We start from the raw sequence: 26,536 nt of genomic DNA on the forward strand, positions 1-26,536 counted from the left end.
CTTACGGCTGCGCCGGTGCTGTGGTACTGGTGGCAGAAGAATTGAGCCGCGTCACGAGCAACTGATCGACCTTGTAGTTGTCGATATCGACAACTTCGAACTTGTAGCCGCTCGCCTCTGTTGCTTCGGATTTCTTGGGAATGCGCTTGAGCTGGTAGATCATGAAGCCGGCGATCGTCTCATATTCGCCGTCGCCTGGAAGTTCGTCGATGTCGAGCACCTTCTTGACGTCTTCGATGGGCGTCACGCCGTCCACGAGCCATGACGTTTCATCGCGCCGCACGATCTGGTCGTCATCGCTCGGATGCACCACATTGCCCATCAGCGCACCGACGATATCGTTGAGCGTGACCACACCGACGACCATGCCGTATTCGTTGATGATAACGGCGAAGCTGTCGCGCGCCTCCTTGAAGCGCGCCAGCGCTTCGGACAAATTCAGCGTGTCCGGAATGACCAGCAGCTTCTTGGCGTACAACCTGTCGAGGCTTCGGATGACACTGGACAGATCCTCGCTGGCGATCCGTTGGAGCAAGTCTTTCGAATCGACGTAGCCGAGGACGTTGTCAATGTCCTCGCGGCAAACCAGATACTTCGAATGCGGGCTCTCCGTAATTTTCTGACGGATGCTGCGCTCGTCCTCGGCAATCGTGAAATAGACCACCTCGTCACGATACGTCATGACCGAGGCCACCGTACGGGACTCCAGCTCGAAGACGTTCTCGATCAGATGCAGTTCCTGCTTGCGCAGCACACCTGCCTCGGCACCGGCGCCGACCATGGCGGCAATGTCTTCGGATGTGATGAGCTCGATCGAGTGCGTCGGCAGCTTGAACAGACGCAGGAACAGGTTGGCGAGGCCGTTGAACAGATACACGAGCGGGCGCAGCGCGCGCACGCACACCAGCATCGGATCGGCGATGCCGATCGCGACGCGTTCAGGGTTGACCATCGCGAGACGCTTGGGAATCAGATCGGCAAACTGGATGAAGGCGATCGTGATGATCAGAAACGATCCGACGCTGGCCAGCCGCTGCGCCAGCGTGGGGTCGGCCAACGGCCGCAGGAGATCGGCCAGGTATCCGTTCAGGAAACTCTCGCCGAGCACGCCGCCCAACACGGCGACCGCATTGACGCCGATCTGCACGACCGTGAAGAAGGTGCCGGGCTGCTCCTTGAGCGCCATCACCTTCACCGCGCGAGGCTCCCCCTTGTCGAGCAACACCTGCAATTTCGTCTTCTTCGACGCCGTCAATGCAATCTCTGCGGCTGAGAAGAATGCACTCGTCAGCAATAGCAGTACGAGGATAAACAGGAAGCTGTATCCACTCATCATTTCACCTGGTCGTGATCGTTTCGGGCGTGGGCAGCATGGGGTAGCGTGTATGCACAGGCAGGGCCGGCGCTACGCGGGGAGGCTATTTCAAAACAAGGCCGGGACCGGTGAAGGACGCGTCATTTTGAGATGGCTTCCCGATACGCCGAGCGCAAACACCACGGCGCAGGCGCCCAAAGTTGCGCCACATCTATCAAGCATGCCACAACTTCCGGATTTTGCCGATGGCACCCCCTGGGCCGCTTGCCCGGGCGCGCCGGCCGGCAGCGTCTGCACGCGTCGTATCGGGTCTGCGCAGGCCGGTGCAGCGCACAGGCCGGAACAGTTTCGATAGCAATGCCGAAGGCCCGAATGCATGGTGGCGAATGGTGCCGGCACGTCTTGCCGCCATCGTAAATGCCAACTGGATTTCGAACATGACGCATATCAGCCAAACGCACGGGGCAGGGCTTCCCGCGACCAGGACCGACGCCGCTGACTCGGTCGTCATGCGTATCGGTGGCGAGTTCGCCGATGCCCTTTCCCGGGTGGGTCAACTGGCCCGCGCCGTTGTCTCGCAATGGCTGGGGCAACTCGACGCTCCGATGGATGTCTCCGATTCGATCGATGCGTTAATCGCTCTGCACGCCTGCTACGCGCGAACGGACCGGCCGAAGAGCGGCGCGCCGGGATTTTCTGCGCATCCGATTTACCTGAGCGAACCGTCTGCCGCCGACGATCGTCTCGCCTGGCGTGCCGTACAAGGGGGTCCGCAGCAGTGCGAATTCTCGTGGACGACCACCCGGTACCGGTTGATGCGTGATGCCTTCGATGATCTCGACCTGATGTTCGCCAATCATCCCGAGTTACGTGTGCCCACTAACGTCCTCATGAATGCATGCCGGGATGGCCAAAATATCGGCCGCGTTCTTGACACATTGGCGGAAAATTTTTGCCTCGCCAGTGAGGGGGCGATGTCGCCGGAGGCTGCCAAGTGGTTCGTGCAATTGAAGTTTGCGAACTGGGGATCCCCCGTCGTGTTGACGGTCGCGCGTCTTGATACGCCTGACGACTGGATCATTGGCTCACTTGACTGGGCGCGTCTGGCCCTCGGAATTCAAGCGGTGATGGGGCGCCATTGGGACATGCCTTTCTGGGAGGTGATCCAGCATGCGCGCGTCCCAAATCCGCCAAACGCAAGGGTGCGCGCCATCGCCGCGTGCGCATATCCCGGTGCGTCGCCTGATCGCGCTGTGCGGCTGCTAAAGCGCGATCTGCGACCTTACCAAATGAATACCCCGCGGCAAGGATAAACGGCATACAGCGCCGCGCAACAGCGCCCCCGCCCAGCGCCCGGTGTCCGGCCACGACCGGGGGCGCCGTTGCCGGCGGGGAACAGGCCGCGTCAAGTGCGCTGATAAATCTCGGCGCCGCTCTTCACGAACTCGATCGCCTTGACTTCCATACCTTGCTTGAGTGCGGCTTCGTCGGTGAGCCCTTGCTTGGCTGCGTAGTCGCGCACGTCCTGGGTGATCTTCATCGAGCAGAAGTGAGGGCCGCACATCGAGCAGAAGTGAGCCACCTTCGCGGAGTCTTTCGGCAACGTTTCGTCATGGAACTCGCGTGCCTTGTCCGGATCGAGACCGAGATTGAACTGGTCTTCCCAGCGGAACTCGAAACGCGCCTTCGACAGCGCGTTGTCGCGAATCTGCGCACCCGGATGCCCCTTGGCGAGGTCGGCTGCGTGGGCGGCCAGCTTGTACGTGATGATGCCTTCCTTCACGTCGTCCTTGTTCGGCAAGCCCAGGTGTTCCTTCGGCGTGACGTAACACAGCATCGCGGTGCCGTACCAGCCGATCGTGGCCGCACCGATGCCCGACGTGATGTGGTCGTAGCCCGGCGCGATATCGGTCGTCAGCGGTCCGAGCGTGTAGAACGGGGCTTCGTCGCAGTACTCGAGCTGCAGATCCATGTTTTCCTTGATCAGCTGCATCGGCACGTGGCCCGGGCCTTCGATCATGACTTGCACGTCGTGCTTCCACGCGACTTGCGTCAGTTCGCCCAGCGTCTTCAACTCCGACAGTTGTGCTTCGTCGTTGGCATCGTAGATCGAGCCGGGACGCAGGCCGTCGCCGAGCGAGAAGGCGACATCGTAGGCCTTCATGATTTCGCAGATTTCTTCGAAGTGCGTGTACAGGAAGCTTTCCTGATGGTGTGCAAGGCACCACTTCGCCATGATCGAGCCGCCGCGGCTCACGATGCCCGTCATGCGGTTGGCGGTCATCGGCACGTAGGGCAGGCGCACGCCTGCGTGGATCGTGAAATAGTCGACGCCCTGTTCGGCCTGTTCGATCAGCGTGTCGCGGAACATGTCCCACGTCAGCTCTTCAGCCTTGCCGTTGACCTTCTCGAGCGCCTGGTAGATCGGCACCGTGCCGATCGGCACCGGGCTGTTGCGGATGATCCATTCGCGCGTTTCGTGAATGTGCTTGCCGGTCGACAGATCCATGACCGTGTCGCCGCCCCAGCGGATGGCCCACGTCATCTTGTCGACTTCTTCGCCGATCGACGACGTCACGGCCGAGTTGCCGATGTTCGCGTTGATCTTCACGAGGAAGTTGCGGCCGATGATCATCGGCTCCGATTCCGGGTGGTTGATGTTGTTCGGGATGATGGCGCGGCCGCGCGCAATCTCCGAGCGGACGAACTCCGGCGTGATCTCGGCGGGGATGCTCGCGCCGAAATGCTGCCCCGGGTGCTGGCGCGACATCAGCTTCGCCAGACGCTCGCCTTGCGGGCCGGCGTGGCGCAGGCTCTCGATGTATGCCTCGCGGCGCAGGTTTTCACGAATCGAGATGTATTCCATCTCGGGCGTGATGATGCCTTGGCGCGCATAGTGCATCTGCGTGACGTTCTTGCCGGCCTTGGCGCGGCGCGGGGTGCGGTGCAGACCCGGGAAACGCAGCTCGGCAGTCTTCGTATCGGCGGCGCGCTCACGGCCGAACGCCGACGACAGCCCCGGCAGCGCTTCGGTGTCATTGCGGTCGTCGATCCATTTGGCGCGCAGCGCCGGCAGGCCCGAACGGATATCGATCTTGGCGTTCGGATCGGTGTACGGGCCCGAAGTGTCGTAGACGAAAATCGGCGGATTCTTCTCGCCACCGAAGCTCGACGGCGTGTCGGATTGCGAGATCTCGCGCATCGGCACCTGAATGTCAGGGCTCGAACCTTCGACGTAGATCTTGCGGGAATTCGGCAGCGGTGCGATCGCGGCTTCATCCACGCGCGCGTTGGCTGAGAGGAACTTCGGATTTGCGTTCATGCGGGTGTCTCCTGGCTGGCACGTATTGACGCCGACGATTCGGCGCAAAGCGGAGCAGGGGCATGAACGGGGGGCGAGGAACATCTACGCTCCCTGCGCTGGCATTATCCAGATCAGGTTCTAAGGGTATGTCTCACCCGCAACGTTGTTGCAGGACCCCTGCGCTAGCTTTGCGGCAACGATACACCGAGAAACGGGGCCAGCACAAGCGCGGGTTGTCCCGAAAAATGCAAACCACGACGCGCGAAAACCCGGCCTCGGGATGGTGCGGAGCAGCATCCGGCAAGGTTTCAGAGCGCTTTCGGAAGCTATCGGCCGCGTCCCGACGCCTCTGCGATGGCGGCGGCAAGCCGTTGCGTGACGCCGTCGGCCGCCTCGGGGGACACATTCGTGAAGCTCATGACGAGCGCGGGCGGCATCTCGCGCGCGATGCGCCAGTGCGACAGTGGCGCCGGCGCGAGGCCTCGCCGGCGGGCGGCGGCTGCGCATGCGACGTCGTCGTCGTCCTTGCCGAGCCAGCCGAGCAGATGCATGCCCCCGGCTTGCGCGGCGACGTCGACCCGCCCGCCCAGATGGCGCGCAAGCGCCTGTGCGAGCGCGGCGCGCCGTTCGCCGTACAACTGGCGCATGCGTTTGATGTGGCGGCTGAAGTGGCCCTGTTCGATGAATTCCGCGACCGTCGCCTGTTCGAGCCAGCCCTGCGCGGGCCAGGTGACGGCGTTCGCGGCAAGAAACGAATCGCACAACGCGGGCGGCACGACCATGTAGCCGAGCCGCAGTCCGGGAAACAGGACCTTGCTGAACGAACCGATGTACAGCACGCGCTCCCCGCCATCCAGGCTCTTGAGGGCGGGCAGCGGCGCGCCCGTGTAGCGGAATTCGCTGTCGTAATCGTCCTCGACAATCCACGCCCCCTGCATCTGCGCCCAGGACAGCAGTGCGAGGCGGCGTGCCAATGGCAGCGCCACCGACATGGGCGCCTGGTGCGACGGGGTGACAACGGCCATGCGCGCACGGGGCGAGCGCATTTCGCCGGCGCTGACATCGAGGCCCTGCGCGTCGACAGGCACCGGCACCAGGTTGGCGCCGGCCAGGCGCAGGCCGTCATGTGCATGAAAATAACCGGGGTCTTCGCACCAGACGGCGTCGCCGGGCTGGAGCAGGACACGCGCGGCCAGGCTCAATGCCCCCTGGAACCCCGCCGTGACGATGATCTGCCCGGGATCGCAACGAATGCCGCGCGCGATGCCGAGGTAGTTGGCAATGCCCTCGCGCAGCGGCATCCAGCCTGCCGGGTCCTGATAGTTAAGCGCTGTGGTCGGCAAATGACGCGCATGACGCGCGGCCAGCCGCGCCCACAGCTTGCGCGGGAAGGCGTCGAAGGCCGGCATGCCGCCTTGCATCGGCAGCGGCGCGCCATCCGCACCCACCGGGATCAGAGCGGTCGATTCACGCGCCGGCACGGGGGACTGGGCCGCCGCCGTGGCCACGCCCGCAGGCGGCCGCTTGCGTGGCTCGGCGAGCTGCGGATTGACGTGGCTGCCCGCCGCGCCTCGTCCGATCAGGAAACCTTCCGAGACGAGCAACTCGTACGCGGCTTCCACCGTGCCGCGCGCCATTCCCAGCTCACTCGCCAACGCTCGCGTGGACGGCAGGCGGGAGGCCGGTGCGAGCTTGCCGGAGAGAATGCCGTTGCGGATGCGTTCATAAAGCACGCGATAAGCGGGCGCGGTCGCCCCGGCGGGCAGCGTCAGATCGGCAAGATCGAGGGAGGTGGTTTTCATGGCCTACTCATTCTATCGATTTTTGGCCCTTTTGAATGAGACAAGCGGCGCGTATCGTCGCACCATCGTCATGCGACGAACGTTGATGACTGTTCCCACTGGAGGATTTCTCGATGCAACGTCTGAATTACATCAAAGCTTCGCCCCGTCCCTTTGAGCATTTGAGCACGCTGAGCAGGTATTTTCACGATTGCGGCTTCCCAGGCGGCCTGCTTGAACTTGTGTGGCTGCGCGCGTCGCAACTGAACGGCTGTGCGTACTGCACCGACATGCATGTCGCGGACGCACTGAAGCTCGGCGAGGCACCGCGCCGTCTGCATCTGATCGCCGCGTGGCGCGAGGCGAACCTGTACTCACCTGCCGAGCGTGCGGCACTGGCCTGGACCGAGGCCGTCACGAATGTGCAGGACGGCCATGTGCCGGATCATGTCTTCGAGGGGCTGAAGCCGCATTTCGACGAGCGTCAGATCGCCGACCTCACGTATGCGATCGCGACGATCAACGCATGGAACCGGCTTGCGGTGGCGTTTCGCGTGCCGCTGCCGGACACGCCGGCGGGCGTTCGGTAGCGCTCGTCCCACTTTAGCGCGCTTGCCGCACTTCGCGCTGGAACTCGCGCGGCACAAGACGCAAGACGTCACGGAAGAAGCGCCGATCGGGCGGCGGTAACGCCGGCAGGACACGTCCGAGCCGCCGCGCCGCCTGCATCGCCTGCGGCGAGTCGCCGTCCTGATGCAGCGCGAACCATAGCATCTCGAACCAGAGATTGGCGAGTTGCAACGGTTCGAAGCGCACGCGGCCGTCCTCATGATCGGACAGCGCATTGGCAATCACGTCGGTCCAGCGCGCAAATCCCTTTGCGCGCGAGAAAGGTGCGCCAAATGGCTGCACCGCTTCCAGGAACGCTTCGACGGCCAGCGGCGTCGAGGCCCGCAAGGTCGCAAGATCGGGATCGCGCCGTACCGGCGCGGCGCCCCGTGCGATCCGCAGCAGGAACACGGTATTCCAGACGGAGTTTCCGCCCACGCCGAACCGGTCGCAAATCCATTCCGACAGCCCGATCCAACGCAGGGCCTGCCGTTGCACGTCAGCACCGGCCCATAGGCGTTGCGGGTCGATCAGGCCGCCTTGCCAGAACAACCATAGCGACAGGCCGATGTTCGCCGCGACGTGCTGCGCCGACTCGATGGAGTCGGCTTCGAAGGCAGCCTGAAGTGCATCGGAGAACGCCGCGAGCGCCGCCGCTGCGGCCGGCGCACGTTCGTGCGACGGGCCCTCGCGCGCGGCGCGCGCCTTATGCAGCAACGCCTGCAGATTGCTGCTCTCGAAACGGATACGCGGGTTGTAGACGAGGATGGGCGCGAGCGAGGCGTCTTCTCTGATGCGGCGCAAATGGCCCAGCGCGCCGGCCTCGTCGCGCACCGCGTACGCTTGCCAGGCTTGCGCTACGCGGTGCATCGCCCGCAGTGTCGGCGATGCGTTGGCGCTGTGACCGAGTGTCTTGGCGAGCACGTCGAGTGCGCGGTGCGCGCGAGGCAGGTCGCCTGCACGCCGCCAGACCATCGTTTCCGCGAGCAATGCGATGCCGCGCTGGACGTCGTCGATAGCGCACACCTGCGCTGCGTGAAATGACGGAATCGCCCCGACACGCCGGTTGCGCGCGGTTCCCGCTGCGCCGCCCGGCGCCTGCGGCGCGAAGAACACCCCATCCTGCATGTCGCGCTTGCCGAGCGTGACGTGATGCCAGAACGCGATGTCCTGCATGACGTAATCGAGCGCCGGTGTATCCGACGGCAGCGGCGCATCGGGCGGCAGTCCGAGGAACGCAGCGAGCATCGAGCGGTCGGCGCGGTGCGCATCGCTGTCGCCGCCGATCAGCACGCGCACGCGCTGCACGTCCTCCGCACCGAGCCAGAACGGTCCGCGCCCGCGGCCGCGCGTGGGAAGCAGGCGCACGTCGATGCCTGTGTCGTTTCCCCATCCTGCCGCGATGCCCCAGCGTGCGAAATCGGCGTAGGCGCGGCTGATCATCATGCGAACGTCGGCTGTGTCGGCGAAACGGGCCTTGACGGCAGACAACGGCACCGTCGCTTGTTCGAAGCGCGCAGCGTAATAGAGACGAACCAGTAGCCAGAGACTTTGATAGCGCGCCGCCGCGCCGGCCACGCTTTGTGGATTGTCGATACGAACCGGCAAAGGCATCGTCGCCGCGTCGGCGGTGTTCGTCTGGACGTCAGGCGGCAGGTCGGTCATCGGGCGCAAGGGCGTGTTGGCGGGATCGTCGTGCGAAATGATACGGCGGTTACGTCCGTTACGGTACGTCGAGCAGTCGATGACGTATATCCTGCATGGCAAGACCGGTTGGTACGACGGCAGCAAGCCGGGTGTCGGCTGGTGGGTGGCCTGGATCGAGCGTGACGGCAATCTCACGGCCATGGCGCTCAACATCGACATGTCGACGATGGCGGATGCGCCGAAACGCTTGCGGATCGCGCGCGCGGTGCTGCGCGACTTGAAGCTGCTGGGCAGTTGACAGTTGATTGTCGGGCGTCAGCGCAATCGCGAGCCGATCAGGCAGCCGAGGGCGAGCGCGGCCATGATGACGGTGACGCTCGCCGACAAGGCGCCGGCAAGCGCAAAACCGAAGGCCGCCAGACCATGCGCGAGCGATGCCGCCGGCACGAGCAGGATGGCAGTGACCGCGCTCCACCGCAGGACATAGCGCCACAGGAAGCGGCTGACTACGCGCATGCGCGCGTCAAGTTGATGACGCTGCCAGAATGTCAGATCGGCCGCGGCTTGAAAAAGCCACAGCGGATTGAAATATTTGATGACCAAATCCATGACGCCTGCCGCTGCACCAAGCCCGTGCACGACGGGCAGAAAAACAGAATGCCCGCATCATGCGGGCATGGCGTCGAGGTCAAAGACACACGCGACGCGCCCACGGATTCCGTGGGCCAGCATCGGTCGACGCGGGAAATTAATTGTAGCAAACGCTCACTGACATCGCGTCCCGAAATCAGGCTCGCAACGCGTGCGACGTGTGTTGTGTAATCTGCTGAATCAATTCCCAGACGGTCTGCGCGGCCGGCGACAGCGTGCGGTTCTTGCGGCGCACCAGCACGATGGTGCGGTCGAGTTGTGGCACCAGCGGCAGTGCGACGAGCGAGGCGCCATCGCCTTGCACACCGGGACCGGGCAGCGCCGGCAGCGCCAGCGCCGGCATGATGCTGATCCCGATGCCGGCTTCGACCATGCGAAACACGGTGATCGCATGGCCGACTTCCTGGGCGACCTGGCAATAGGCGCCATGTTCGGCGAGCGCGCGATCGATGAGCGGCCGGCTGCCCGACGCGTAGTCGAGCAGCACGAGCTTTTCTCCGTTGAGTTCGGCCCACGTGACCTGCTTTTGCTTCGCGAAACGGTGGCGGCGCGGGCAGACGACCAGGAACGGCTCGACCATGATTGCTTCGCAGACGAGATCGTCGATACCCTCGGCGGACACGACGACACCGAAGTCAACCTCGCCGTGCCGAACGCTGTCCACCGCAAGCGTCTGCACCTGATCACGCAGCATGAGCGTGATGTCCGGGTAGCGGGTGGCGCATTGCGAGATGCACTCGGGCATCAGGTTGGCGGAGATGGTCGGCGCGCTGGCCACGCGCACGCGGCCGCGCCGCTCCTCCGCCAGCCCGTGCGTGTCGCGCAGTGCGCTTTCGAGTTCGTCGAGGACGCGAGCCAGCGTGGCCGACAAGCTGGCGCCCACTTCGGTCAGGGTGACTTCGCGCGTGGTGCGGTCGACCAGCTTGAGCCCGAGTTCTTGCTCGAGCTCACGGATACAGCGGCTCACGGCCGGCTGGGTCAGGCCGATGTCCTCGCCGGCGCGGCTGAAACTGCCGTGTTCGGCGACGGCGAGGAACACCTTGAGCTGGCGCAGCGAGATATTCATGCGCGTTCCGTATGAATTAATTTTTTAAATGAATTTGTATTTTAACTGGTCTTGCGCTTTAATACGTACAAACCCGCACAAGCCCGAGCGCGTCCTGCGACCGACCGGGCTTTGTCGTTTTTGTGAACCCTCCGAGACTGTGATGGCCCGACCGCGTTTTTTGCCCGATAACTTCACGCTGATGCTTGTCGCGACCGTCGTGCTGGCGAGCTTGTTGCCCGTGCACGGCGAAGGCGCAATCGCGTTCAACCTGCTGACGAACTTCGCCATCGCGGCGTTGTTTTTCCTGCACGGGGCGAAGTTGTCGCGCGAGGCGATCCTCGCCGGGGCGACCCATTGGCGGCTGCATTTGCTCGTCTTCGCGTCGACGTTTGCCGTGTTCCCGCTCGTCGGCGTGGCGTTCAAGCCGGTCCTGTCGTGGCTGGTGACGCCGGAGCTGTATCTGGGCGTCCTGTTCCTGTGCACGTTGCCGGCCACGGTCCAGTCTGCCATCGCATTCACGTCGATCGCGCGCGGCAACGTGCCTGCCGCGGTGTGCAGCGCGTCGGCATCGAGCCTTTTCGGCATCTTCCTGACGCCGGTGCTGGTCGGCCTCGTCGTCGTCCATCACGACGGCAACACCGGTGTGTCGCCGTTCGACTCCATCGGCAACATCATGCTGCAGTTGCTGGTGCCGTTCGTCGCCGGCCAGATTGCCCGGCGCGCCATTGGTGCATGGGTCGAGCGCCATCGCGCGCTGCTCAAGATCGTCGATCAGGGCTCGATCCTGCTGGTGGTCTATACCGCCTTCAGCAAGGCGGTGAATACCGGTCTGTGGCACCAGATTCCGCTGCTTGCCCTCGGCGGCCTGCTGGTGGCGTGCGCGGTGATCCTTGGGATCATGCTGATGTTCACGACGTTCGCGTCGCGCTGGTTCGGTTTCTCGCGGGAGGACCAGATCACGATCGTGTTCTGCGGCTCAAAGAAGAGCCTGGCCTCGGGCATTCCGATGGCAAAGGTGCTTTTCGCGGGCGGCCCGCTCGGCGCGATCGTGCTGCCGCTGATGCTGTTTCATCAGATGCAGCTCATGGTGTGCGCCGTGTTGGCGCGACGCTACGCCAACCAGCAGCGCGCGGCGCTGGCCAATCTCGGCCCGGTGCAGGGCGGCAAGCCGGCGGGACACGCCACGGCGGGATCGGGCAACGACGCCAAGGCCGGTGCCGGGCGCTGACCCCGGGGCGGGTGCGCGAGGGCGTCACCTCGGCGGCACCTGTGGCCGATCGTTCGAAATCCTCCCGGATTTTGCGCGAAATTGCCCTGAAAACTTGACAATCTTGGCCCGGTGCGGCTTCGCTGTCACACGTCGGACTCGTCAAGGTGCTAGAATTCGGGTTGTTTCGCTTCTTATAGACCTCCCAGGTCACCCCGGCGCGCGACGTGGAACGTCCGGCTGCGCCAGCCCCGTGAGAGTGGCGCAGTTGCGCCCCCGAATAATCTTCGCGAGTGAGCATGGTGCGGATTGGCCGCACGCCGTTCCCCGTTTTTTTAAAGAGATGTCCGTTCATCATGGCTGATGTGAATGCTGTTCCCACCCCCGGCTTCGACAGCTTCGGGCTGCATGCGGACATCCTGCGCGCCATCACCGAACAAGGTTACACGACGCCCACGCCGATTCAGGCGCAGGCCATCCCCGTGGTGCTGGCCGGCCGCGATGTGATGGGGGCGGCGCAAACCGGTACGGGCAAGACCGCAAGTTTCTCGCTGCCGATTATTCAACGGCTGTTGCCCGACGCCAATACGAGCGCGTCTCCGGCGCGCCATCCGGTGCGTGCACTGATTCTCACCCCGACGCGCGAACTGGCCGATCAGGTGGCCGACAACGTGCGCGCGTATGCCAAGCACACGCCGCTGCGCAATACCGTCGTGTTCGGCGGCGTCGACATGAATCCCCAGACCGATGCGCTACGCCGTGGCGTCGAGATCCTGATCGCCACCCCGGGCCGCCTGCTGGACCATGTCCAGCAAAAATCGGTGAATCTGGGGCAGGTCAAGATGCTGGTGCTCGACGAAGCCGACCGCATGCTGGACATGGGCTTCCTGCCGGACCTTCAGCGCATTCTGAATTTGCTGCCGAAGGCGCGTCAGACGCTGCTGTTCTCCGCCACGTTCTCGAACGACATCAAGAAGCTGGCGTCGAGTTATCTGAACGATCCGCTCACGATCGAAGTCGCCCGCCGCAATGCCACGGCCGATAAGGTCGAGCAAGTCGTGTACGAAGTGGATGAAGACGACAAGCGCGCTGCGGTGGTACAGATTCTCAGCGAACGCGACCTGAAGCAGGTGATCGTGTTCGTCAACAGCAAGATCGGCGCCAGCCGCCTCGCGCGACAGCTCGAGCGTGACGGCGTAGTGACTGCTGCGATTCACGGCGACAAGTCGCAAAGCGAGCGCATGCAGGCGCTCGAAGCGTTCAAGCAGGGCGGCATCCAGGCGCTGGTGGCCACCGATGTGGCGGCGCGCGGCCTCGATATTTCGGATCTGCCGGGCGTGATCAACTACGATCTGCCGTATAACCCGGAAGATTACGTGCACCGCATCGGCCGTACGGGCCGCGCCGGTGCATCGGGCGAAGCCATTTCGCTTTGCGCGCCGGATGAACGCAAGCATCTCGTCGAAATCGAGAAGCTCATCAAGCGTGAATTGAAGCGGGGCGAACTCGTGCTTGAGCGCAGCGCCAGCCGCAGCCGTTCGCGTGATGACCGTGGCAGTGAGCAACGCTATGGCCGCGAGGAGCGTGGCGAGCGCCATGAGCGCAGCGAACGCGGCAGTGGCCGTCACGAAGGCTTCCGCACGCGTAGCGCGGCCTCGTCGACGCCGCGTCGTGTGCGTCCGGAGGACGAGTTCTTCTATAAGCCGTACGAACCTTCGGTGACGAGCGATGCCACTGGCAACGGCCATGGCGCGCGAGCGGGCGAAGCGTCGCCGACAGCCTTCGGCGGACTGCCGGAAAAAGCGCCCAAGCGCCAGGTCGCGGCACTGTTGATGGGCTTTCCGCGCAAGGCTGGCGGCTAGGCAGTCGCTTTCAGGCGGGCCGCTTGCTCGCCGGTGACAGCCGCGTGGCGCGCCATGCGCCGACGGCGGCCGCAAGGAAGCTTTCAACCGTCGTAAGGTCGTCGAGGCCTTGCGGCAACCCCAGGTGGCGGGCTGCCCATCGCAATTCCCCCAGGCGCGCTTCCGGCGTCGCGACCGTCAACGGTTGCGCACCGTTCTGTTTGCTCAACTTCTCGCCGTCACTTGCGACGACCAGCGGCACATGCAAATAGCGCGGCGCCGGCACATCCAGACATCGTTGCAGGTAAATCTGGCGGGCGGTGGAGTCGAGCAGATCCGCGCCGCGCACGATGTCCGTGATTCCCGATTCGGCATCGTCGACCACGACGGCCAATTGATAAGCCCATTGGCCGTCTGCACGTTTGAGCACGAAATCCCCGACTTCCTTCGCCAGATCCTGTACCTGCGCACCTTGCCAGCGATCCTCGAACCGGATGACGGCCGGCGTCCCGTCGGGCACGCGTAGCCGCCAAGCGCGCGCCGGCTTGCCATGCAGGCCGGCGCGGCATGTCCCGGGATAGGCGAGCGTGCTGTGGCGGGCGTGCACGCGCGTGAGCGAATCGGCGATCTCGCGGCGCGTGCACCCGCAGGGGTAGATGAGGCCGCTGGCGGTGAGTGCGGCGAGCGCCTTGTCGTAGGCATCATGCCGGCGGCTTTGCCAGACGACGGGTTCGTCGGACGTGAACCCGAAAGCGGCGAGCGTGGCCAAGATGTCCTCGGCGGCGCCTGGTACGCAGCGCGGGCCATCGAGATCCTCCATGCGGATGAGCCAGACGCCTTCCTGCGCGCGGGCGTCGAGCCAACTGGCCAGCGCCGTGACAAGCGAGCCGCGATGCAATGGCCCGGTCGGCGACGGAGCGAAGCGGCCGCGATAGGCGCGAGACGGCATGGCGTAGGCGGATGCGAAATCGGCGCCGGACATCCGGCGCGCTCAGACGGCGACAGCCGGCGCGTCGATGGCGTTGGGTCGGGCGTGGCCGTCAGCGCCGATACATGCCGGGCAATGCTTGCCGACCACGTACGCCGGATCCTGCTGGGCTTCGGGCGAAACCACCGCGCGGCAGGCGAAGCACTGCACGGGGCCCGCGGGTGTCAGGTCGGGCGTGAGCGCGGTGCGATAGTCGAACACGAAGCAGTCGCCCCGGTAGTGGGCGCCGCCCACGTCTTCGAAATACTTGAGAATGCCGCCGTCGAGCTGGTACGTATGTTCCATGCCGATATTGCGCATGTGGATCACGGCCTTCTCACAGCGGATGCCGCCCGTGCAGAACGAGACGATCGTCTTGTCCTCGAAATCGGCCCGATGCGCGGCGATGACGTCCGGGAACTCCGAAAACCGGGTGAGGCGGTAATCGACGGCGTTGTCGAACGTGCCGACGTCGATCTCGAAGTCGTTACGCGTATCGAGCATGACCACCGGCCGGCCAGCATCGTCGACGCCGGCGTCGAGCCAGCGCTTGAGCGTGGCCGGATCGATGCCCGGCGCACGTCCGTCTGCCGGCTTGATCACCGGCATCTTCATCGTGATGATTTCCTTCTTCTGGCGCACCAGCATACGGCGGAACGGTTGTGACTCGGACAGGCTTTCCTTGACCGGGAGATCGGAGAAGCGCGCGTCGGCGCGCAGTTCGGCCAGAAAGGCGTCGATAGCGTCGCGCGAGCCGGCGAGGAACAGGTTGATGCCCTCGGGGGCGAGCAGGATCGTGCCCTTGAGTTCAAGGGCCTGGCAGCGGGCGAGCAGCAGCGGGCGCAGCGTCGCGATGTCGTCGAGCGTGACGAACTTGTACGCAGCGATATTGACGATGGACATGGCGGCGGAAATCGGAAATGAATGCAAGAAACCGCTATTATCGCCTATCGCGCCGGCTCTGTCCGCGTCCGAGGCTGCCAACCCGGCGCGTCGGCGCCATCGGTCAACAGCTGCCGCATCGCTGGACGCCTGCCGCTTGCCAATGACGATGATGCGTCCGGTCTCTGCAACTCATGCCAGTTGATGGCTGTCTACTTCCGCTCAACGACAGTGACAGCAGGCACAGTTCATTGTTCTATTGTCGGAGACCGTATGATTCTAATTTATCGCCTCGTCCAGATGCGCCAGTCCATACGCTGGCTGCCGCTACTGTTTGCACGCATCAACGTCGGACTGTTTTTCTCTATTTCCGGCTACAACAAACTGTTCGTGCCGGCCAACCAGGCCGCCATGCTCGACACCATGCGGCATGCCGGCATTCCCTTCCCGGAATTCAATGCGATTTTCGTCGCCATGCTTGAGTTTGTATTCGGCGGCTTGCTCAGCCTGGGCTTGTTGACCAGGCCAAGCGCGCTCATTCTGGTGACGATCGTCAGCGTCGCGATTTTTTCGAACGGCATTCACAAGATCCCCGCCGGTCTTGGTCCGCCGGATTGGTACGACTGGTTTCTCTACCTGCCCGAGGTGCGTTATGGCTTGCTGCCGTTCTGGATATGGTGCGTCGGCGCCGGCCGCTTTGGCGTCGACCGGATCATGACAAAACGTTGGCCGGCTTTACAGCGATTCCTATAGACCGCTCAATAAGCGGATCACAAAGAAGCAATCGCTACCTGCGCCGCAGCCAGCTAAGAAGCGTGCAGTCGTCTTCGCATGGCGCGCTCATAGATTCCGCCATCGCCGCGACAAGATGTTCAATTCAAGAAATAAGTGATCGATTTTCGATAGGCATGATGCGAGATCCCGCTTACGCTCGTCGTGCCCCTCACGATGCGTTACGCCACGATCGTGACGACCGAGCACTTGCAATTGCCCATCAACAATGCGTGCATGTTCTGTCGCAATCCTCGCCGTGTTCCATTCGGTTCGTAGCCACACGTTGGTAGCTTAGTGCTTCCGCGCACGCGCCGTTTGATACATCGCATTTTCCTGCAGCCGTGCCCCCCGGCGGCCGTCCGTTTCCCTGCGCGGTTTGCTCTGACAGGTAGCAGCTGCGCCATGAACCGAGATCGGCATGAACGCTCGTTGTTATCGTTTGGTTTTCAATCGTGTCCGCAGCCAGTGGCTGGCGGTGGCGGAATCCGTTACTTCCGGCCAGTCGCCGGGACTGAGTCGTAGCGGCCGACGTGCGGCGCGAAGCGCCACTGCGCTGGCGACGGCAACGATGCTGGCCATTCCTCGCATCGCCGGTGCGCAGATCGTGCCGGACGCGGGCGCGGGGGGCTCGACGCCGGGCGTGCACGCGGCGCCCAACGGCGTGCCGCTGGTGGACATCACCGCGCCCACGCCCGGCGGCGTGTCGCACAACGCCTACGAACGGTTCGATGTCGGCACGCCCGGCGCGATCCTGAACAACGCGCCGACCAGCGTGCAGACACAGCTCGGCGGCATGGTGCCGGGCAATCCGAATCTGGGCGGCGGCAGCGCCGCGGTGATCGTCAGCGAGGTCACGGGCCAGTTGCCGTCGACACTGAACGGCTATCTTGAAGTGGCCGGCCCGCGCGCCGAGGTGATCGTCGCCAACCCGAATGGCCTGACCTGCAACGGTTGCGGCTTCATCAATACTTCGCGCGGGGTGCTCACCACCGGCGAGCCGGTGTTCGGCGGCACCGGCTCGCTCGAGGCGTTTCGCGTCAAGGGCGGCACGCTGCGCATCGACGGGGCGGGGCTCAATGCGAGCAATCTGGAGGGGGCCGCGCTGCTGGCGCGCGCGATTCAGTTGAACGCCTTGATCCACGCGGGCAAGCTCGATCTGGTCACGGGCCTGAACGAGGTGGATGCGCGGACGTTCCTGGTGCGCTCGAGCCTGGCCGGCGCCGACGGCAAGCCGGAATTCGGGCTCGACATCTCGCACCTGGGCGGCATGTACGCGGGCAAGATCCGCCTGATCGGCAGCGAGCGCGGCGTGGGCGTCAACGTGGGCGGACACGTCGCGGCGCAGGAGTTTCACCTGTCGGCCTCCGGCCTCCTGACGGTCACGGGCCAGGTGCACGCGACGGAAGCATTGTCGGTCAATGTGGCCGGCGGCATCAGCAACACCGGCACGATCTCCTCAAAGCGCGACCTCGTGATCGCGAGCGGCGGTGATGTCGATAATGCAGGGACGCTGTACGCCGCGGGCGACGTGACCGCGCGCATTGGCGGCGTGCTCACGCACAGCGGCGCGTGGGCCGCAGGCCGGCATGTCTCGCTGTCGGCGCAGCGCATCGCCTCGCGCGGCTGGTTTGCGGCGGGCGTCGATGTGCACGGCCAACCGGTCCAACCGGCTCAACTGAACACATCGGCAGAGGCCGGCAGTCTGCGGCTCACGGCCGACGGGGCGCTCGTCGCCACCGGCCGGCACTGGGCGGCGGGCGATGTCGCGCTGCAAGGCGCCTCGCTGGATGTCGCGGGCAGCCGGACCGACGCAGGGCGCAACCTGCACTATGCGGCGATGCATGGGCCGTTGAGCATGGCGGGCGCCAGGACGCGCGCAGGGCAGCGCGTGCGGCTCGACGCAAGCGGACGCATTGAGGGCCGCATCAATGGAAGCGTCGATGGGCGCATGACCGGTCACATCGATCACGACGGCGCCGAAACCGAGGCCGCACATCTTGAGGTGGCCGGGGCGTCGCTGTCGAACCGGGGCGGGCGCCTTGCCCAGCACGGCGGCGGCGATGCGCGCGTGGATATCACCGGCGCGCTGGATAACACCGGCGGCAAGCTTGAGAGCAATGCCGCGACGTTCACGCTGGCCGCAGGCAGCCTCGACAACACGCGCGGCACGATGACGCATGCCGGCGCCGGGCGGTTCGACCTCACGAGCGGCGTGGTGACGAACACCGGCGGGCTGCTGGCGGGCAACGGCGCGCTCGGGCTGCGGGCGGCGGCGCTCGACAATCGCGGCGGCACCTTGCGCGCCGGTGGGGCGTTGCAACTCGAGGCGGGCGCCACCGACAACCGCGACGGGCGCATCGAGGCAGGTGAGATGGTGCTCGCGCTCGAGTCGCTGGCGAACGCGCGTGGCGCGATCGTGCAGACGGCCAAGCGCGACGCGGCCGTGACGATTCGCGGCCTGTTCGACAACCGCGCGGGCAAGGCGCATTTCAACGCGATCGCACTGTCCTTGTCCGCGGGTTCGCTCGACAACCGGGGTGGTGTGCTGGCGCACGCGGGCGAAGGCGTGTTTCGTTTGCAAACCGGCACGTTCCATAACACCGCAGGGGACCTCGGGAGCAACGGTCAAATCGCGCTGCAAGCCCTGTCGCTGGATAACACCGCAGGCCGGCTGAGCGCGCTCGGTGCGATGGGGCTGACGATCGAGGGCCACGTGCTCAACGGTGCGGCGGGCGCGATCGCGGCGCAGAGCCTGCTGTTTCGCGTCGCAGGCTTGCTCGATAACACCGGCGGCTTGATCGAGGCGCGGGCATCGTCATCGATCGAGGCGCAGCGCCTGGTCAATGCGTCCGGCCGGGTACTGAACAGCGGCACCGGGGTGCTGCGCATCGAGTCGCGCGGCGTGACCAACACGCTGGGCGGGGTGATCGGCGGCAACGCCGCAGTCGATATCGCGGCGCATGACTTCGACAATACGCAGGGGCGGGTGACGGCAGGCGGCACATTGACTGTCGCGTCCGAAGACACGCTCGCCAACGACGAAGGCGAGTTGACGGCAGGTGCCGACGTACATCTTGTGGCGGGTGAGGTGCTCGGCAATCGCGGCGGCAAGGTGTCGGCACAGGGCGACGTTGCGATCACGGCAGGCGGTGCGCTCGATAACCGCGCCGGCAGTATCGAGGCTGCCGGCGCGCACGGGTCGATTGCGCTGACGGCCCAGTCGGTGGACAACACCGATGGCCGCATCGTCAATACCGGCACGGGGCTCACGCGCATCGTTGCGGACTCCGTGACGAATGCCGTGACCAATGCCGAGACAAGCGCGGCAGCGAGGCGCGGGGCGCCGGCTTCCAGTACAGATGGCGGCGACGCTGCCTCGAAGGACACCGCGAAGAACGACGCTGCGGGCTTCATCGGCGGCAATGGCGCGGTGCAGATCGCTGCCAACGTGCTTGAAAACGACGCCTCGGCGCGCCTCCAGTCCGGTGGCGATCTGGTGCTGGCGATCGCCCGGCGCCTCGTCAACGGCGGCACGCTGTTCGCGGGCCACCATCTGCGCCTTGGCACGCTCAAGATGCAGTTGGCCCAAGGCGCTGCAGCAGACTCGGGTGACGCCGCAGACTCGGGTGACGCCGCGCATGACGCGCCCTTCGCCGGCACATCGCAACTGGTCCTGCACAACCGCGGCCAGATCCACGGCCTGGGTGATGCATGGATTCACGCGGCGGCGCTCACGCACGCCGGCAAGCTCGCGTTCAACGGCAGCCTGGCGCTGCGGGCCGCAGCGCTCGCCGGTGACGGCGCGCTGCAAGCGGGCGGGGACCTGCTTCTCTCGGTCACCGGCGACTACACTCACGCGGCCGGGCGCGACTACCGCGCCGACGGCGACCTGAGCTTCACGGCCGGTGGCGCCTTTGTCAACGCCGGCAGTTTGTCGGCGGTCAAGCGCCTGTCGCTCAACGCGGCCTCGATTCACAACGCAATCGGTGGCCAGCTGCGCGGCGGCACGACCACGCTTGCCGCCACCGACGAGATCCGCAACGACGGACGCATCGACGGCCAGGACGTCAGCTTGAGTGCCCGGCGCGTGCATAACGCGGCCACGGTGCTTGGTGATCGCATCACTGTTGCCGCCACCGACATCGTCAACCAGGGCAGCCGGGCGGTGATGGCGGCCACCTCGGCGCTGGATCTGTGGGCCGATGGCGACGTGCTCAACGACGACGGCGCGGTGCTGTACAGCCTCGGGGCGCTGCGCATTGGCGGTCGGGGCGATGGGAGCGGCGAGGCCGAGCGCGACGCGCAGGGGTACCTGGCGCGCCAGACGGCGAGCCTCACCAACCGCTCGGCCTCGATCGAGGCCGGCGGCGATCTCGATATCGCCACCCGCAAGCTGGTGAACGAACGCAGCTTCATCCACGTTCAGAAGGCGGTGCCGGAAGGCGAGAAGACGTTCAACCGCCGCGTCTGGGTGGCGGGCTACCACGTCGACCTCCGGCCCGGCGACGCGCAGGACCTCGACACGAACCTGCCCACCACGCACCGCAGCCACAGCCTGGCGGTCAACGGCGAGCCGGCGTTCACCCTGCAGGAGATTGAAGTCCAGGGCGAGAGCGGTGAGCCGCCCCGGCGCGTGAAGATCGCCAAGCCGAACCCCAAAAATCAGTCGTTCACCCAATGGCGGTGGCACGAGGCCAAGGCGGCGCTCTCGGAGGAGAAGCTGCAGGCAGTCGCCGCGCCCGTGCGGGTGGTGATCCCGAAGTCGGGGGTGCGTGCGCTTGACGCCAACGGCAAGACCTTCCGCCTCGCGCATCCGATCGAAGAGGTGTATCAAGCCAGCGCCGCCTGGCAAGCCGCCGGCGCCGCCGAATATCGCAAGCGCACGATTACGCACAACGCGATCCAGCATTTTGAGCGACTGGCGGAGGACGGCCAGGGCAACTACGTCATCGAGTTCTATCCGGACTACAACCCCGAAGAACACATGCGCCCGGGCGTGGCCGACGAGGCCGGCGGCTTTGTTACGGGCGAGGCGGACGAGGGCGTGCGCATCCTGCGCTACCGGCCGGGCATGCGCGATGGGCGCGACTACAACGAGGTGCGGCGCGAGTTCCGCGAGAGCGCCACGATCGACCGCCTGATCGGCGCGGCGCCGACGGCGAGCCTCGTGTCGCAAGGGGCGATGCGCATCAATGTCGACGGCGGCACCGCGCTCAATGACGCCTCGACCATCGCGGCCGGCGGTAACCTCGATGTGCGCGCTACCGGGGCGAGCGGGGACGGGGCGATCACGGTCAAGGGCCTCGAACTCGAGCGCATCGTCAACCAGACCCAGACCAGCTGGGTCTACTGGCACGAGAAGCGCGGCAACAGCGCGCGCGAGGTGCGCGCCTATGACTTCTCGGTGGCGCAGCGCCGGGAAGTCGTCGATGCCTTGCCGGCGATCGTGTCGTCGAACCGGCGCGTCACCATTGCCGGGCGCGACGTCGACGTCGCGAGCGTCAACCCGGACGGGGCGACGGTGGCCGGCACGCGCGTGCAAGGCGCAGGACAGGGGGACACGCGCATCGCGGGCGGCGCCGCGCGCGTGATCGGCACCGACGCAGCGGGCGAGGCGGGTGCGGTGGATGCGGTCGCCGTGCCGGCGCTGCCGGACCTGCAGCTGCCGAGCATCGGGCTGTTCGCAATCGTGGTCGCGCCCGCGCATCCGTACCTGGTGGTGACCGATCCGCGGTTCACCGACTACGGCAACTTCGTGTCGAGCGATTACCTGCTGGCGTTGCTGGGGCTGGACCCTGCTTTGGTGGACAAGCGCATCGGCGACGGCTTCTACGAGGCCCGCCTGCTGCACGAGCAAGTGCTGAAGGCGACGGGCCGCACCTTCCTCGCAGAACACACGCAAGCGGATGAAGAGTTCAAGGCGCTGATGGCCTCGGGCGCAAGGTATGCGCGCGAGTTCCAGTTGCGCGTGGGCGTGGCACTGACCGCAGCGCAGATGCAGGCGCTCACCAGCGACATCGTCTGGCTGGTCCGGCAGACCGTGACGCTGGCTGATGGCAGCACGCAGGAGGTGCTGGTGCCCAAGCTCTACCTCGCTCGTGGTGCCAGGGCGGGCAGTCGGGTGCGGCTCGAGGCGAGCGGCGCCGTGGTGGCTGGCAACGAGGTGCTGATCGAGGCGCAGGACACGCTGAGCAACAGCGGCCGGATCGTGAGTGATGCGGAGGTGCGCGTCACCGCGCGCGACGTGGTGAATTCGGGCGCGATCGCATCCGTGGGCTCACAAGGTTCGCAGGGCTCGGTGGGCCCCGAGAGTTCGGAGGGCGCGCAAGGCACCAGGGGCAACGTGGTGGTACGGGCCGAGCGGGACGTGGTGAACCTCGGCGGCGAGATCGCGGGCCGAGGTGTCGACATCCGCGCGGGGCGGGATGTGGTGGTCGGCTCAAAGACGCGCCGCATCGCGCAGGCATCCGGGCGCGCAGGGCAGACCAATACGGTGTCAAACACGCTCATCGACGGACAGGGGGCGATCCACGCGGATGAAGCGTTGCAGCTGGTGGCGCAGCGCGATGCGAAGCTCGAGGGCGCGGCGGTGAGCGCCGGCGGTGACGCGCGGCTGGTGGCCGGCCGCGATGTGGCGATCGGCACCACGGTGCTGGAGCGCGAGTTCGGCAGCCGTGGCAAGGACGTAGGTGGTGCCGCGGGCTGGACCGAGCGCCGCGAGCATCTGGGCACATCGATCGACGCGCTGGGCAGCGTGACGGTGGTCGCGGGCCGCGATGCCGCAGTGCTGGGCTCGACGATCTCGTCCGGTGGCGACACGACCGTCGCGGCGGCAGGCGACGTCACGGTGGGCGCAGTCAAGGACACGCACCGCTTCGAAGGCAAATCGTTCGGCGGCACGCACAAACACACCACCGATGCGTATCACGAGACCGTGCGCGGCAGCGAGGTGCAGGCCGGTGGCGACATCCGCTTCGGCGCGGGCCAGGCGCAGGCCGTCGCGCAGGTGCTCGACACCCTGGGCGTGACGGCCTACGTTGACGCCGACAGTAGCGACAGGGCCGCGTCCCGGCACGGCGACATCAAGGTACAGGGCTCGTACGTCAATGCGGGCCGGCAGGCAGGCGCCGCCGATGCGCAGCGCGGCGACGGTGCTGGTGCCGCGACGGCGGCCACGGCCGCGCGCAACCACGCGACGGGCCACGCTGCCGACAACGACGCGGGTAACCCCGCCGGCAACCCCGCGCGGCCGGGCACGGTGCGCATGATCGCCTCGGGCGATGTGCGCATCGAGGGCGTCGAGGAGCGTCACGACACGGCGAAGTGGAGCCACGACACGCGCTCGGGCGTGCTCTCGCGCAGCACCAAGGAGACGCGGCGCGACGCGCATGACGTGCTCGCGCAGGGCAGCACGGTCTCGGGCAATGCCGTCGACGTGGGCGCCGCGCGCGACGTGCGCGTGACCGGTTCGAACGTGGTGGGCGAGGGCGACGTCACGGTCAAAGCGGGGCGCAACCTCGAGATCGCGGGCGCGCAGAACCGGCACGCCTCATCGGAGTACCGGCGCGAGACGACCTCCGGGGTGTTCGGCAACGGCGGCGGGAGTGTGACGATTGGCCGGCGCGCCGAGAAAGAGACCACGCGGCGCAGCGAGACCTCGCACACCGCCAGCGTGCTTGGCTCGGTGGCGGGCGACGTGACGCTCGTCGCGGGCGAGCAGTACCGCCAGGCGGGCAGCCAGGTGGTGGCGCGCGCGGGCGACGTCGACATCGCCGGCCAACGCGTGGCGATCGTGGAGTCGACCGACACGGCGCACAGCGAGCACGAGTTTGAAGTGCGCCAGTCGGGCGTGACGGTCACGGTATCGAGCCCGGTGTTGGCTGCCGCACAGACGGCCGGCCAGATGGCCAAGGCCGCAGGCAAGACCAGCGACGGGCGTCTGCAGGCGCTGGCCGGCGCGACGGCGGGCCTGGCCGGCAAGAACGCCTACGACGCGGTGGCGAAGGATCCGGAGGCGCTCGGCGGCATCAACGTCTCGGTCACGGTGGGCGGCTCGCAGCAAACCAGTCGCGAGACGCAGACGAGCACGAGTGTGCGCGGTTCGTCGGTGGCGGCCGGCGGCGACATCAGGGTCCGGGCCACGGCGGGTGGTGACCGTGATGGTGACCACGATGGTGTCCCATCCGGCGACCAATCGACGCTGACGGTGCGCGGGGGCGACCTCGAGGCGGGCGGCGACGTGACGCTGGCGGCTGACGGCGCGATCGAGCTGGTGGCGGCCGAGAACACCTCGAGCACGCGCCGCAGGAGCAGTGGCGCCAGCGCCGGCATCGGCGTGGGCGTGAATATCGGCTCGAAAACCTCGGCGGGCGTCACGGCCAACGCGAGCGTCTCGCGCGGCAAGGCCGAGGGCGACGCGCAGACCTGGACCCCCACGCAGGTGAGCGCGGGCAAGCACCTGACGCTGGAATCCGGCGGCGACACCACGCTGCGCGGCGCGCAGGTGCGCGGCGAGTCGGTTGCGGCGAAGGTCGGCGGCGACCTGAAGCTCGAGAGCCTGCAGGACCGGGATAACTACCGCAGCCGCGACCAGTCGCTGGCCGGCAGCATCACGGTCGGGATAGGTGGCACCGTGTCCGGCAGCATCAACGCGAGCCACCAACAGATTAATAGCGACTACGCGAGCGTGCAGCAGCAGTCGGGCATCCTGGCGGGCGACGGCGGCTTCGACGTGCAGGTCGCCGGCAACACCGATCTGGTGGGTGCGGTGATCGCCTCGACGGACAGAGCGGCCGAGGCGGGCGCAAATCGCCTGAAAACCGGCACCCTGACGCAGCGCGACCTCGAGAACCGGGCCGAGTATGACGCGTTGGGCGTGAGCATCGGCGGCGGCTTCAGTTCGGGCGGCAGCGACGCCAAGCTCGGCACGGATCAGGCGGGGCACGCGACGACCGGCGCAAATGCGGTGCCGGGACACGAGGCGCCGACCTCAGTTGGCACGTCAGGGGGCGCGTCAGGCGGCGTGTCGGTGACCCCGCCGATGATCGTGGCGGCGGGCGGCAGCGCCACCAGCACGACCCGCAGCGGCATCAGCGCCGGCGAGATCGAGATCACCGACGGCGCGAAGCAGCAGGCGATCACCGGCAAGACCGTGCACGAGACCGTCGCCGGGACGAACCGTGAGGTGTCCTCGGAGCGCGACGGCAGCAACGCGCTGGGCAAGATATTTGATGAGGAGGAGATCCGCGCGGGGTTCGAGATTGTGGAGGCGCTGCAGCGCGAGGTGGGCGTGTTCGTGAACAACCGCGCGCAGGAGGCCGACGCGCTGGAGAAGGCGCGCGACGCGGAAGCCGATCCGGCAAAACGGGCGCAGCTGGACAAGCAACTAGCCGAGGCGCAAAAGTGGGGCCCGGGCGGGGACTACCGTCAAATACTGACCGCAATTTCAGCGGCTGCGGCAGGCAACGTGACCGGAGGGGCGGGCGAAATGTTGCAGTCGGCGGTAGTGCACTACATACTGGGCTTGGGTGCAAAGAAGGTAAAGGAAATTGCAAAGTCACTTGACAGTGAAACTGCGAGGGCCGCGTTGCACGGAATATTGGGGTGCGCGGGTGCTGCGGCATCGGGCGGGACTTGCGGGGCGGGGGCGCTTGGTGCTGCCGGAAGTGTTGTTCTGAATAACTTGATTGAGACCGTTGCCAAAGATAAAGGAACCGTCCAGACGATTGAGGAACGTGAGGCTCGAATGAATTTGGTTCAGAGCATTGTTGCGGGCGTCACGCAAAGCGTTGGCGGAGATGCTTCCGCTGCGTCGATCGCGTCACGTATCGAAATGGAGAACAATGAGTTTTCGCTGCCACAGGGCACTGTGACAGCCGGGGCGGGATCCGCATCATTAGCAGAATTCATGTTCCAGAACGGTGCCACAGCGGAAGACGTTGCGCGAGCACAGACCGAGTTGCTGGAAGGCTTGGGTACCGACGCCGCGCAGCCGGCTTCAGAGTTTCTTAAGTCTTGGGCGCTCCTCATGGGGGGCGCTGCTGCAGCGGGTTCAGGGCAGGCTGTCGGTACAGGATCGGTCGTGATTGGCGGGGCAATCGGAGGGGCGGTAAACGCAGTTACCCAACTGGTGGGTGATGCGCCATATAGCTACATCGATACGCTCACAGCAATCGCGACTTCCGCGGCCTCCCAAGGAAAGAGCCTTGTCAAATCAACGGCGATCAGCATCTGGGGCGCAGTGACGGTCAGTCACATAAAAGGTGAGGATGCGACCAACGCAGCAATCGGTGCGGGCGCTGGTGCAATTGTTGGCGGAAAAACTGGCAATGTAGTCACCCGAGCAATCCCTTCCTCGGTAAAAAACGCCGCCACGGTGGAGGTAGGCGGCGGAATTGCAAACGCAATTTCGTCTGAAATCGTTGGCACAGAAGTGCAACGCCAACTCAAAAGCGAGAGGGAATAATGATTCGGATAATGGCCGAGTTCAAGTTACTCCTCCTACTTGTCC

The 26,536-nt window shown here is 65.7% G+C and carries 14 protein-coding genes, 1 pseudogene and 1 riboswitch; of the genes and pseudogenes, 7 read left to right on the forward strand and 8 right to left on the reverse strand.

Annotated features, from left to right (window positions below; all coding sequences use genetic code 11):
- Nucleotide 1: 1 nt before the first annotated feature.
- The gene (gene paeA, locus PTE30175_RS04740) at nucleotides 2-1,333 is read right to left on the reverse strand and encodes a polyamine export protein PaeA (RefSeq protein WP_150696068.1); all 1,332 of its coding nucleotides are present in this window, start codon (nucleotides 1,331-1,333) and stop codon (nucleotides 2-4) included.
- A gap of 587 nt (nucleotides 1,334-1,920) precedes the next feature.
- Here paeA and PTE30175_RS04745 point away from each other — a divergent pair.
- Nucleotides 1,921-2,628 carry a hypothetical protein gene (locus PTE30175_RS04745; protein ID WP_150695903.1) on the forward strand — a complete coding sequence of 236 codons (708 nt, stop codon included), beginning with the start codon at nucleotides 1,921-1,923 and terminating at the stop codon, nucleotides 2,626-2,628.
- A gap of 92 nt (nucleotides 2,629-2,720) precedes the next feature.
- On the opposite strand, the gene thiC is transcribed toward PTE30175_RS04745, so the two are convergent.
- Together thiC and pdxR are read right to left on the reverse strand one after the other, a co-directional pair.
- Entirely contained in the window at nucleotides 2,721-4,637 is a 1,917-nt protein-coding gene (thiC, locus tag PTE30175_RS04750) for a phosphomethylpyrimidine synthase ThiC (RefSeq protein WP_150695904.1), read from the reverse strand.
- Between the two features lie 73 nt (nucleotides 4,638-4,710).
- Nucleotides 4,711-4,808, reverse strand: a riboswitch (TPP riboswitch).
- 137 nt (nucleotides 4,809-4,945) lie between these two features.
- A complete protein-coding gene (gene pdxR / locus PTE30175_RS04755) occupies nucleotides 4,946-6,421 on the reverse strand; it encodes a MocR-like pyridoxine biosynthesis transcription factor PdxR (RefSeq protein ID WP_150695905.1) in 1,476 nt (491 codons plus the stop codon).
- Nucleotides 6,422-6,534: 113 nt separating this feature from the next.
- On the opposite strand from pdxR, the gene PTE30175_RS04760 reads away from it, so the two are divergent.
- A complete protein-coding gene (locus PTE30175_RS04760; RefSeq protein WP_150695906.1) occupies nucleotides 6,535-6,990 on the forward strand; it encodes a carboxymuconolactone decarboxylase family protein in 456 nt (151 codons plus the stop codon).
- A gap of 13 nt (nucleotides 6,991-7,003) precedes the next feature.
- Here the strand turns inward: PTE30175_RS04760 and PTE30175_RS04765 are convergent, their stop codons facing one another.
- A complete protein-coding gene (locus tag PTE30175_RS04765; RefSeq protein WP_150695907.1) occupies nucleotides 7,004-8,674 on the reverse strand; it encodes a hypothetical protein in 1,671 nt (556 codons plus the stop codon).
- A gap of 85 nt (nucleotides 8,675-8,759) precedes the next feature.
- Between PTE30175_RS04765 and PTE30175_RS04770 the strand changes: the two are divergent.
- Nucleotides 8,760-8,954, forward strand: a pseudogene (locus PTE30175_RS04770) (penicillin-binding transpeptidase domain-containing protein); the annotation flags it as partial.
- 17 nt (nucleotides 8,955-8,971) lie between these two features.
- Here PTE30175_RS04770 and PTE30175_RS04775 read toward each other — a convergent pair.
- Nucleotides 8,972-9,265, reverse strand: coding sequence for a hypothetical protein (locus tag PTE30175_RS04775; RefSeq protein ID WP_150695909.1), 294 nt, complete (start codon nucleotides 9,263-9,265; stop codon nucleotides 8,972-8,974).
- Between the two features lie 178 nt (nucleotides 9,266-9,443).
- Entirely contained in the window at nucleotides 9,444-10,373 is a 930-nt protein-coding gene (locus PTE30175_RS04780) for a LysR family transcriptional regulator (protein WP_150695910.1), read from the reverse strand.
- A 142-nt stretch (nucleotides 10,374-10,515) separates the two neighbouring features.
- Between PTE30175_RS04780 and PTE30175_RS04785 the strand changes: the two genes are divergently transcribed.
- Complete coding sequence (locus PTE30175_RS04785; protein WP_150695911.1) at nucleotides 10,516-11,583, forward strand: bile acid:sodium symporter family protein; 1,068 nt, start codon at nucleotides 10,516-10,518, stop codon at nucleotides 11,581-11,583.
- Between the two features lie 335 nt (nucleotides 11,584-11,918).
- Nucleotides 11,919-13,424 (forward strand): DEAD/DEAH box helicase, encoded by a 1,506-nt coding sequence (locus PTE30175_RS04790; protein ID WP_150695912.1) that lies wholly within the window; start codon nucleotides 11,919-11,921, stop codon nucleotides 13,422-13,424.
- A 10-nt stretch (nucleotides 13,425-13,434) separates the two neighbouring features.
- Here PTE30175_RS04790 and gluQRS read toward each other — a convergent pair whose 3' ends face one another.
- Nucleotides 13,435-14,352: a tRNA glutamyl-Q(34) synthetase GluQRS gene (gluQRS, locus tag PTE30175_RS04795; RefSeq protein WP_150696069.1), complete on the reverse strand. Its 918-nt coding sequence runs from the start codon at nucleotides 14,350-14,352 to the stop codon at nucleotides 13,435-13,437.
- A gap of 42 nt (nucleotides 14,353-14,394) precedes the next feature.
- Nucleotides 14,395-15,273, reverse strand: coding sequence for a sulfurtransferase (locus tag PTE30175_RS04800; RefSeq protein ID WP_150695913.1), 879 nt, complete (start codon nucleotides 15,271-15,273; stop codon nucleotides 14,395-14,397).
- A 21-nt stretch (nucleotides 15,274-15,294) separates the two neighbouring features.
- On the opposite strand from PTE30175_RS04800, the gene PTE30175_RS04805 reads away from it, so the two are divergent.
- Nucleotides 15,295-16,005 (forward strand): DoxX family protein, encoded by a 711-nt coding sequence (locus tag PTE30175_RS04805; protein WP_224788603.1) that lies wholly within the window; start codon nucleotides 15,295-15,297, stop codon nucleotides 16,003-16,005.
- A 439-nt stretch (nucleotides 16,006-16,444) separates the two neighbouring features.
- Nucleotides 16,445-26,491 carry a hemagglutinin repeat-containing protein gene (locus PTE30175_RS04810; protein WP_150695914.1) on the forward strand — a complete coding sequence of 3,349 codons (10,047 nt, stop codon included), beginning with the start codon at nucleotides 16,445-16,447 and terminating at the stop codon, nucleotides 26,489-26,491.
- Nucleotides 26,492-26,536 lie beyond the last annotated feature (45 nt).

This window comes from Pandoraea terrae (assembly GCF_902459695.1).
Classification (GTDB): Bacteria; Pseudomonadota; Gammaproteobacteria; order Burkholderiales; family Burkholderiaceae; genus Pandoraea; species Pandoraea terrae.

What these genes read in the sequence shown, in the direction of transcription:
- paeA (WP_150696068.1), bottom strand. Translation starts at nt 1,333, where the DNA reads ATGAGTGGATACAGCTTCCTGTTTATCCTCGTACTGCTATTGCTGACG.
- PTE30175_RS04745 (WP_150695903.1), top strand. Translation starts at nt 1,921, where the DNA reads ATGGATGTCTCCGATTCGATCGATGCGTTAATCGCTCTGCACGCCTGC.
- thiC (WP_150695904.1), bottom strand. Translation starts at nt 4,637, where the DNA reads ATGAACGCAAATCCGAAGTTCCTCTCAGCCAACGCGCGCGTGGATGAA.
- pdxR (WP_150695905.1), bottom strand. Translation starts at nt 6,421, where the DNA reads ATGAAAACCACCTCCCTCGATCTTGCCGATCTGACGCTGCCCGCCGGG.
- PTE30175_RS04760 (WP_150695906.1), top strand. Translation starts at nt 6,535, where the DNA reads ATGCAACGTCTGAATTACATCAAAGCTTCGCCCCGTCCCTTTGAGCAT.
- PTE30175_RS04765 (WP_150695907.1), bottom strand. Translation starts at nt 8,674, where the DNA reads ATGACCGACCTGCCGCCTGACGTCCAGACGAACACCGCCGACGCGGCG.
- PTE30175_RS04775 (WP_150695909.1), bottom strand. Translation starts at nt 9,265, where the DNA reads ATGGATTTGGTCATCAAATATTTCAATCCGCTGTGGCTTTTTCAAGCC.
- PTE30175_RS04780 (WP_150695910.1), bottom strand. Translation starts at nt 10,373, where the DNA reads ATGAATATCTCGCTGCGCCAGCTCAAGGTGTTCCTCGCCGTCGCCGAA.
- PTE30175_RS04785 (WP_150695911.1), top strand. Translation starts at nt 10,516, where the DNA reads ATGGCCCGACCGCGTTTTTTGCCCGATAACTTCACGCTGATGCTTGTC.
- PTE30175_RS04790 (WP_150695912.1), top strand. Translation starts at nt 11,919, where the DNA reads ATGGCTGATGTGAATGCTGTTCCCACCCCCGGCTTCGACAGCTTCGGG.
- gluQRS (WP_150696069.1), bottom strand. Translation starts at nt 14,352, where the DNA reads ATGCCGTCTCGCGCCTATCGCGGCCGCTTCGCTCCGTCGCCGACCGGG.
- PTE30175_RS04800 (WP_150695913.1), bottom strand. Translation starts at nt 15,273, where the DNA reads ATGTCCATCGTCAATATCGCTGCGTACAAGTTCGTCACGCTCGACGAC.
- PTE30175_RS04805 (WP_224788603.1), top strand. Translation starts at nt 15,295, where the DNA reads ATGCAAGAAACCGCTATTATCGCCTATCGCGCCGGCTCTGTCCGCGTC.
- PTE30175_RS04810 (WP_150695914.1), top strand. Translation starts at nt 16,445, where the DNA reads ATGAACGCTCGTTGTTATCGTTTGGTTTTCAATCGTGTCCGCAGCCAG.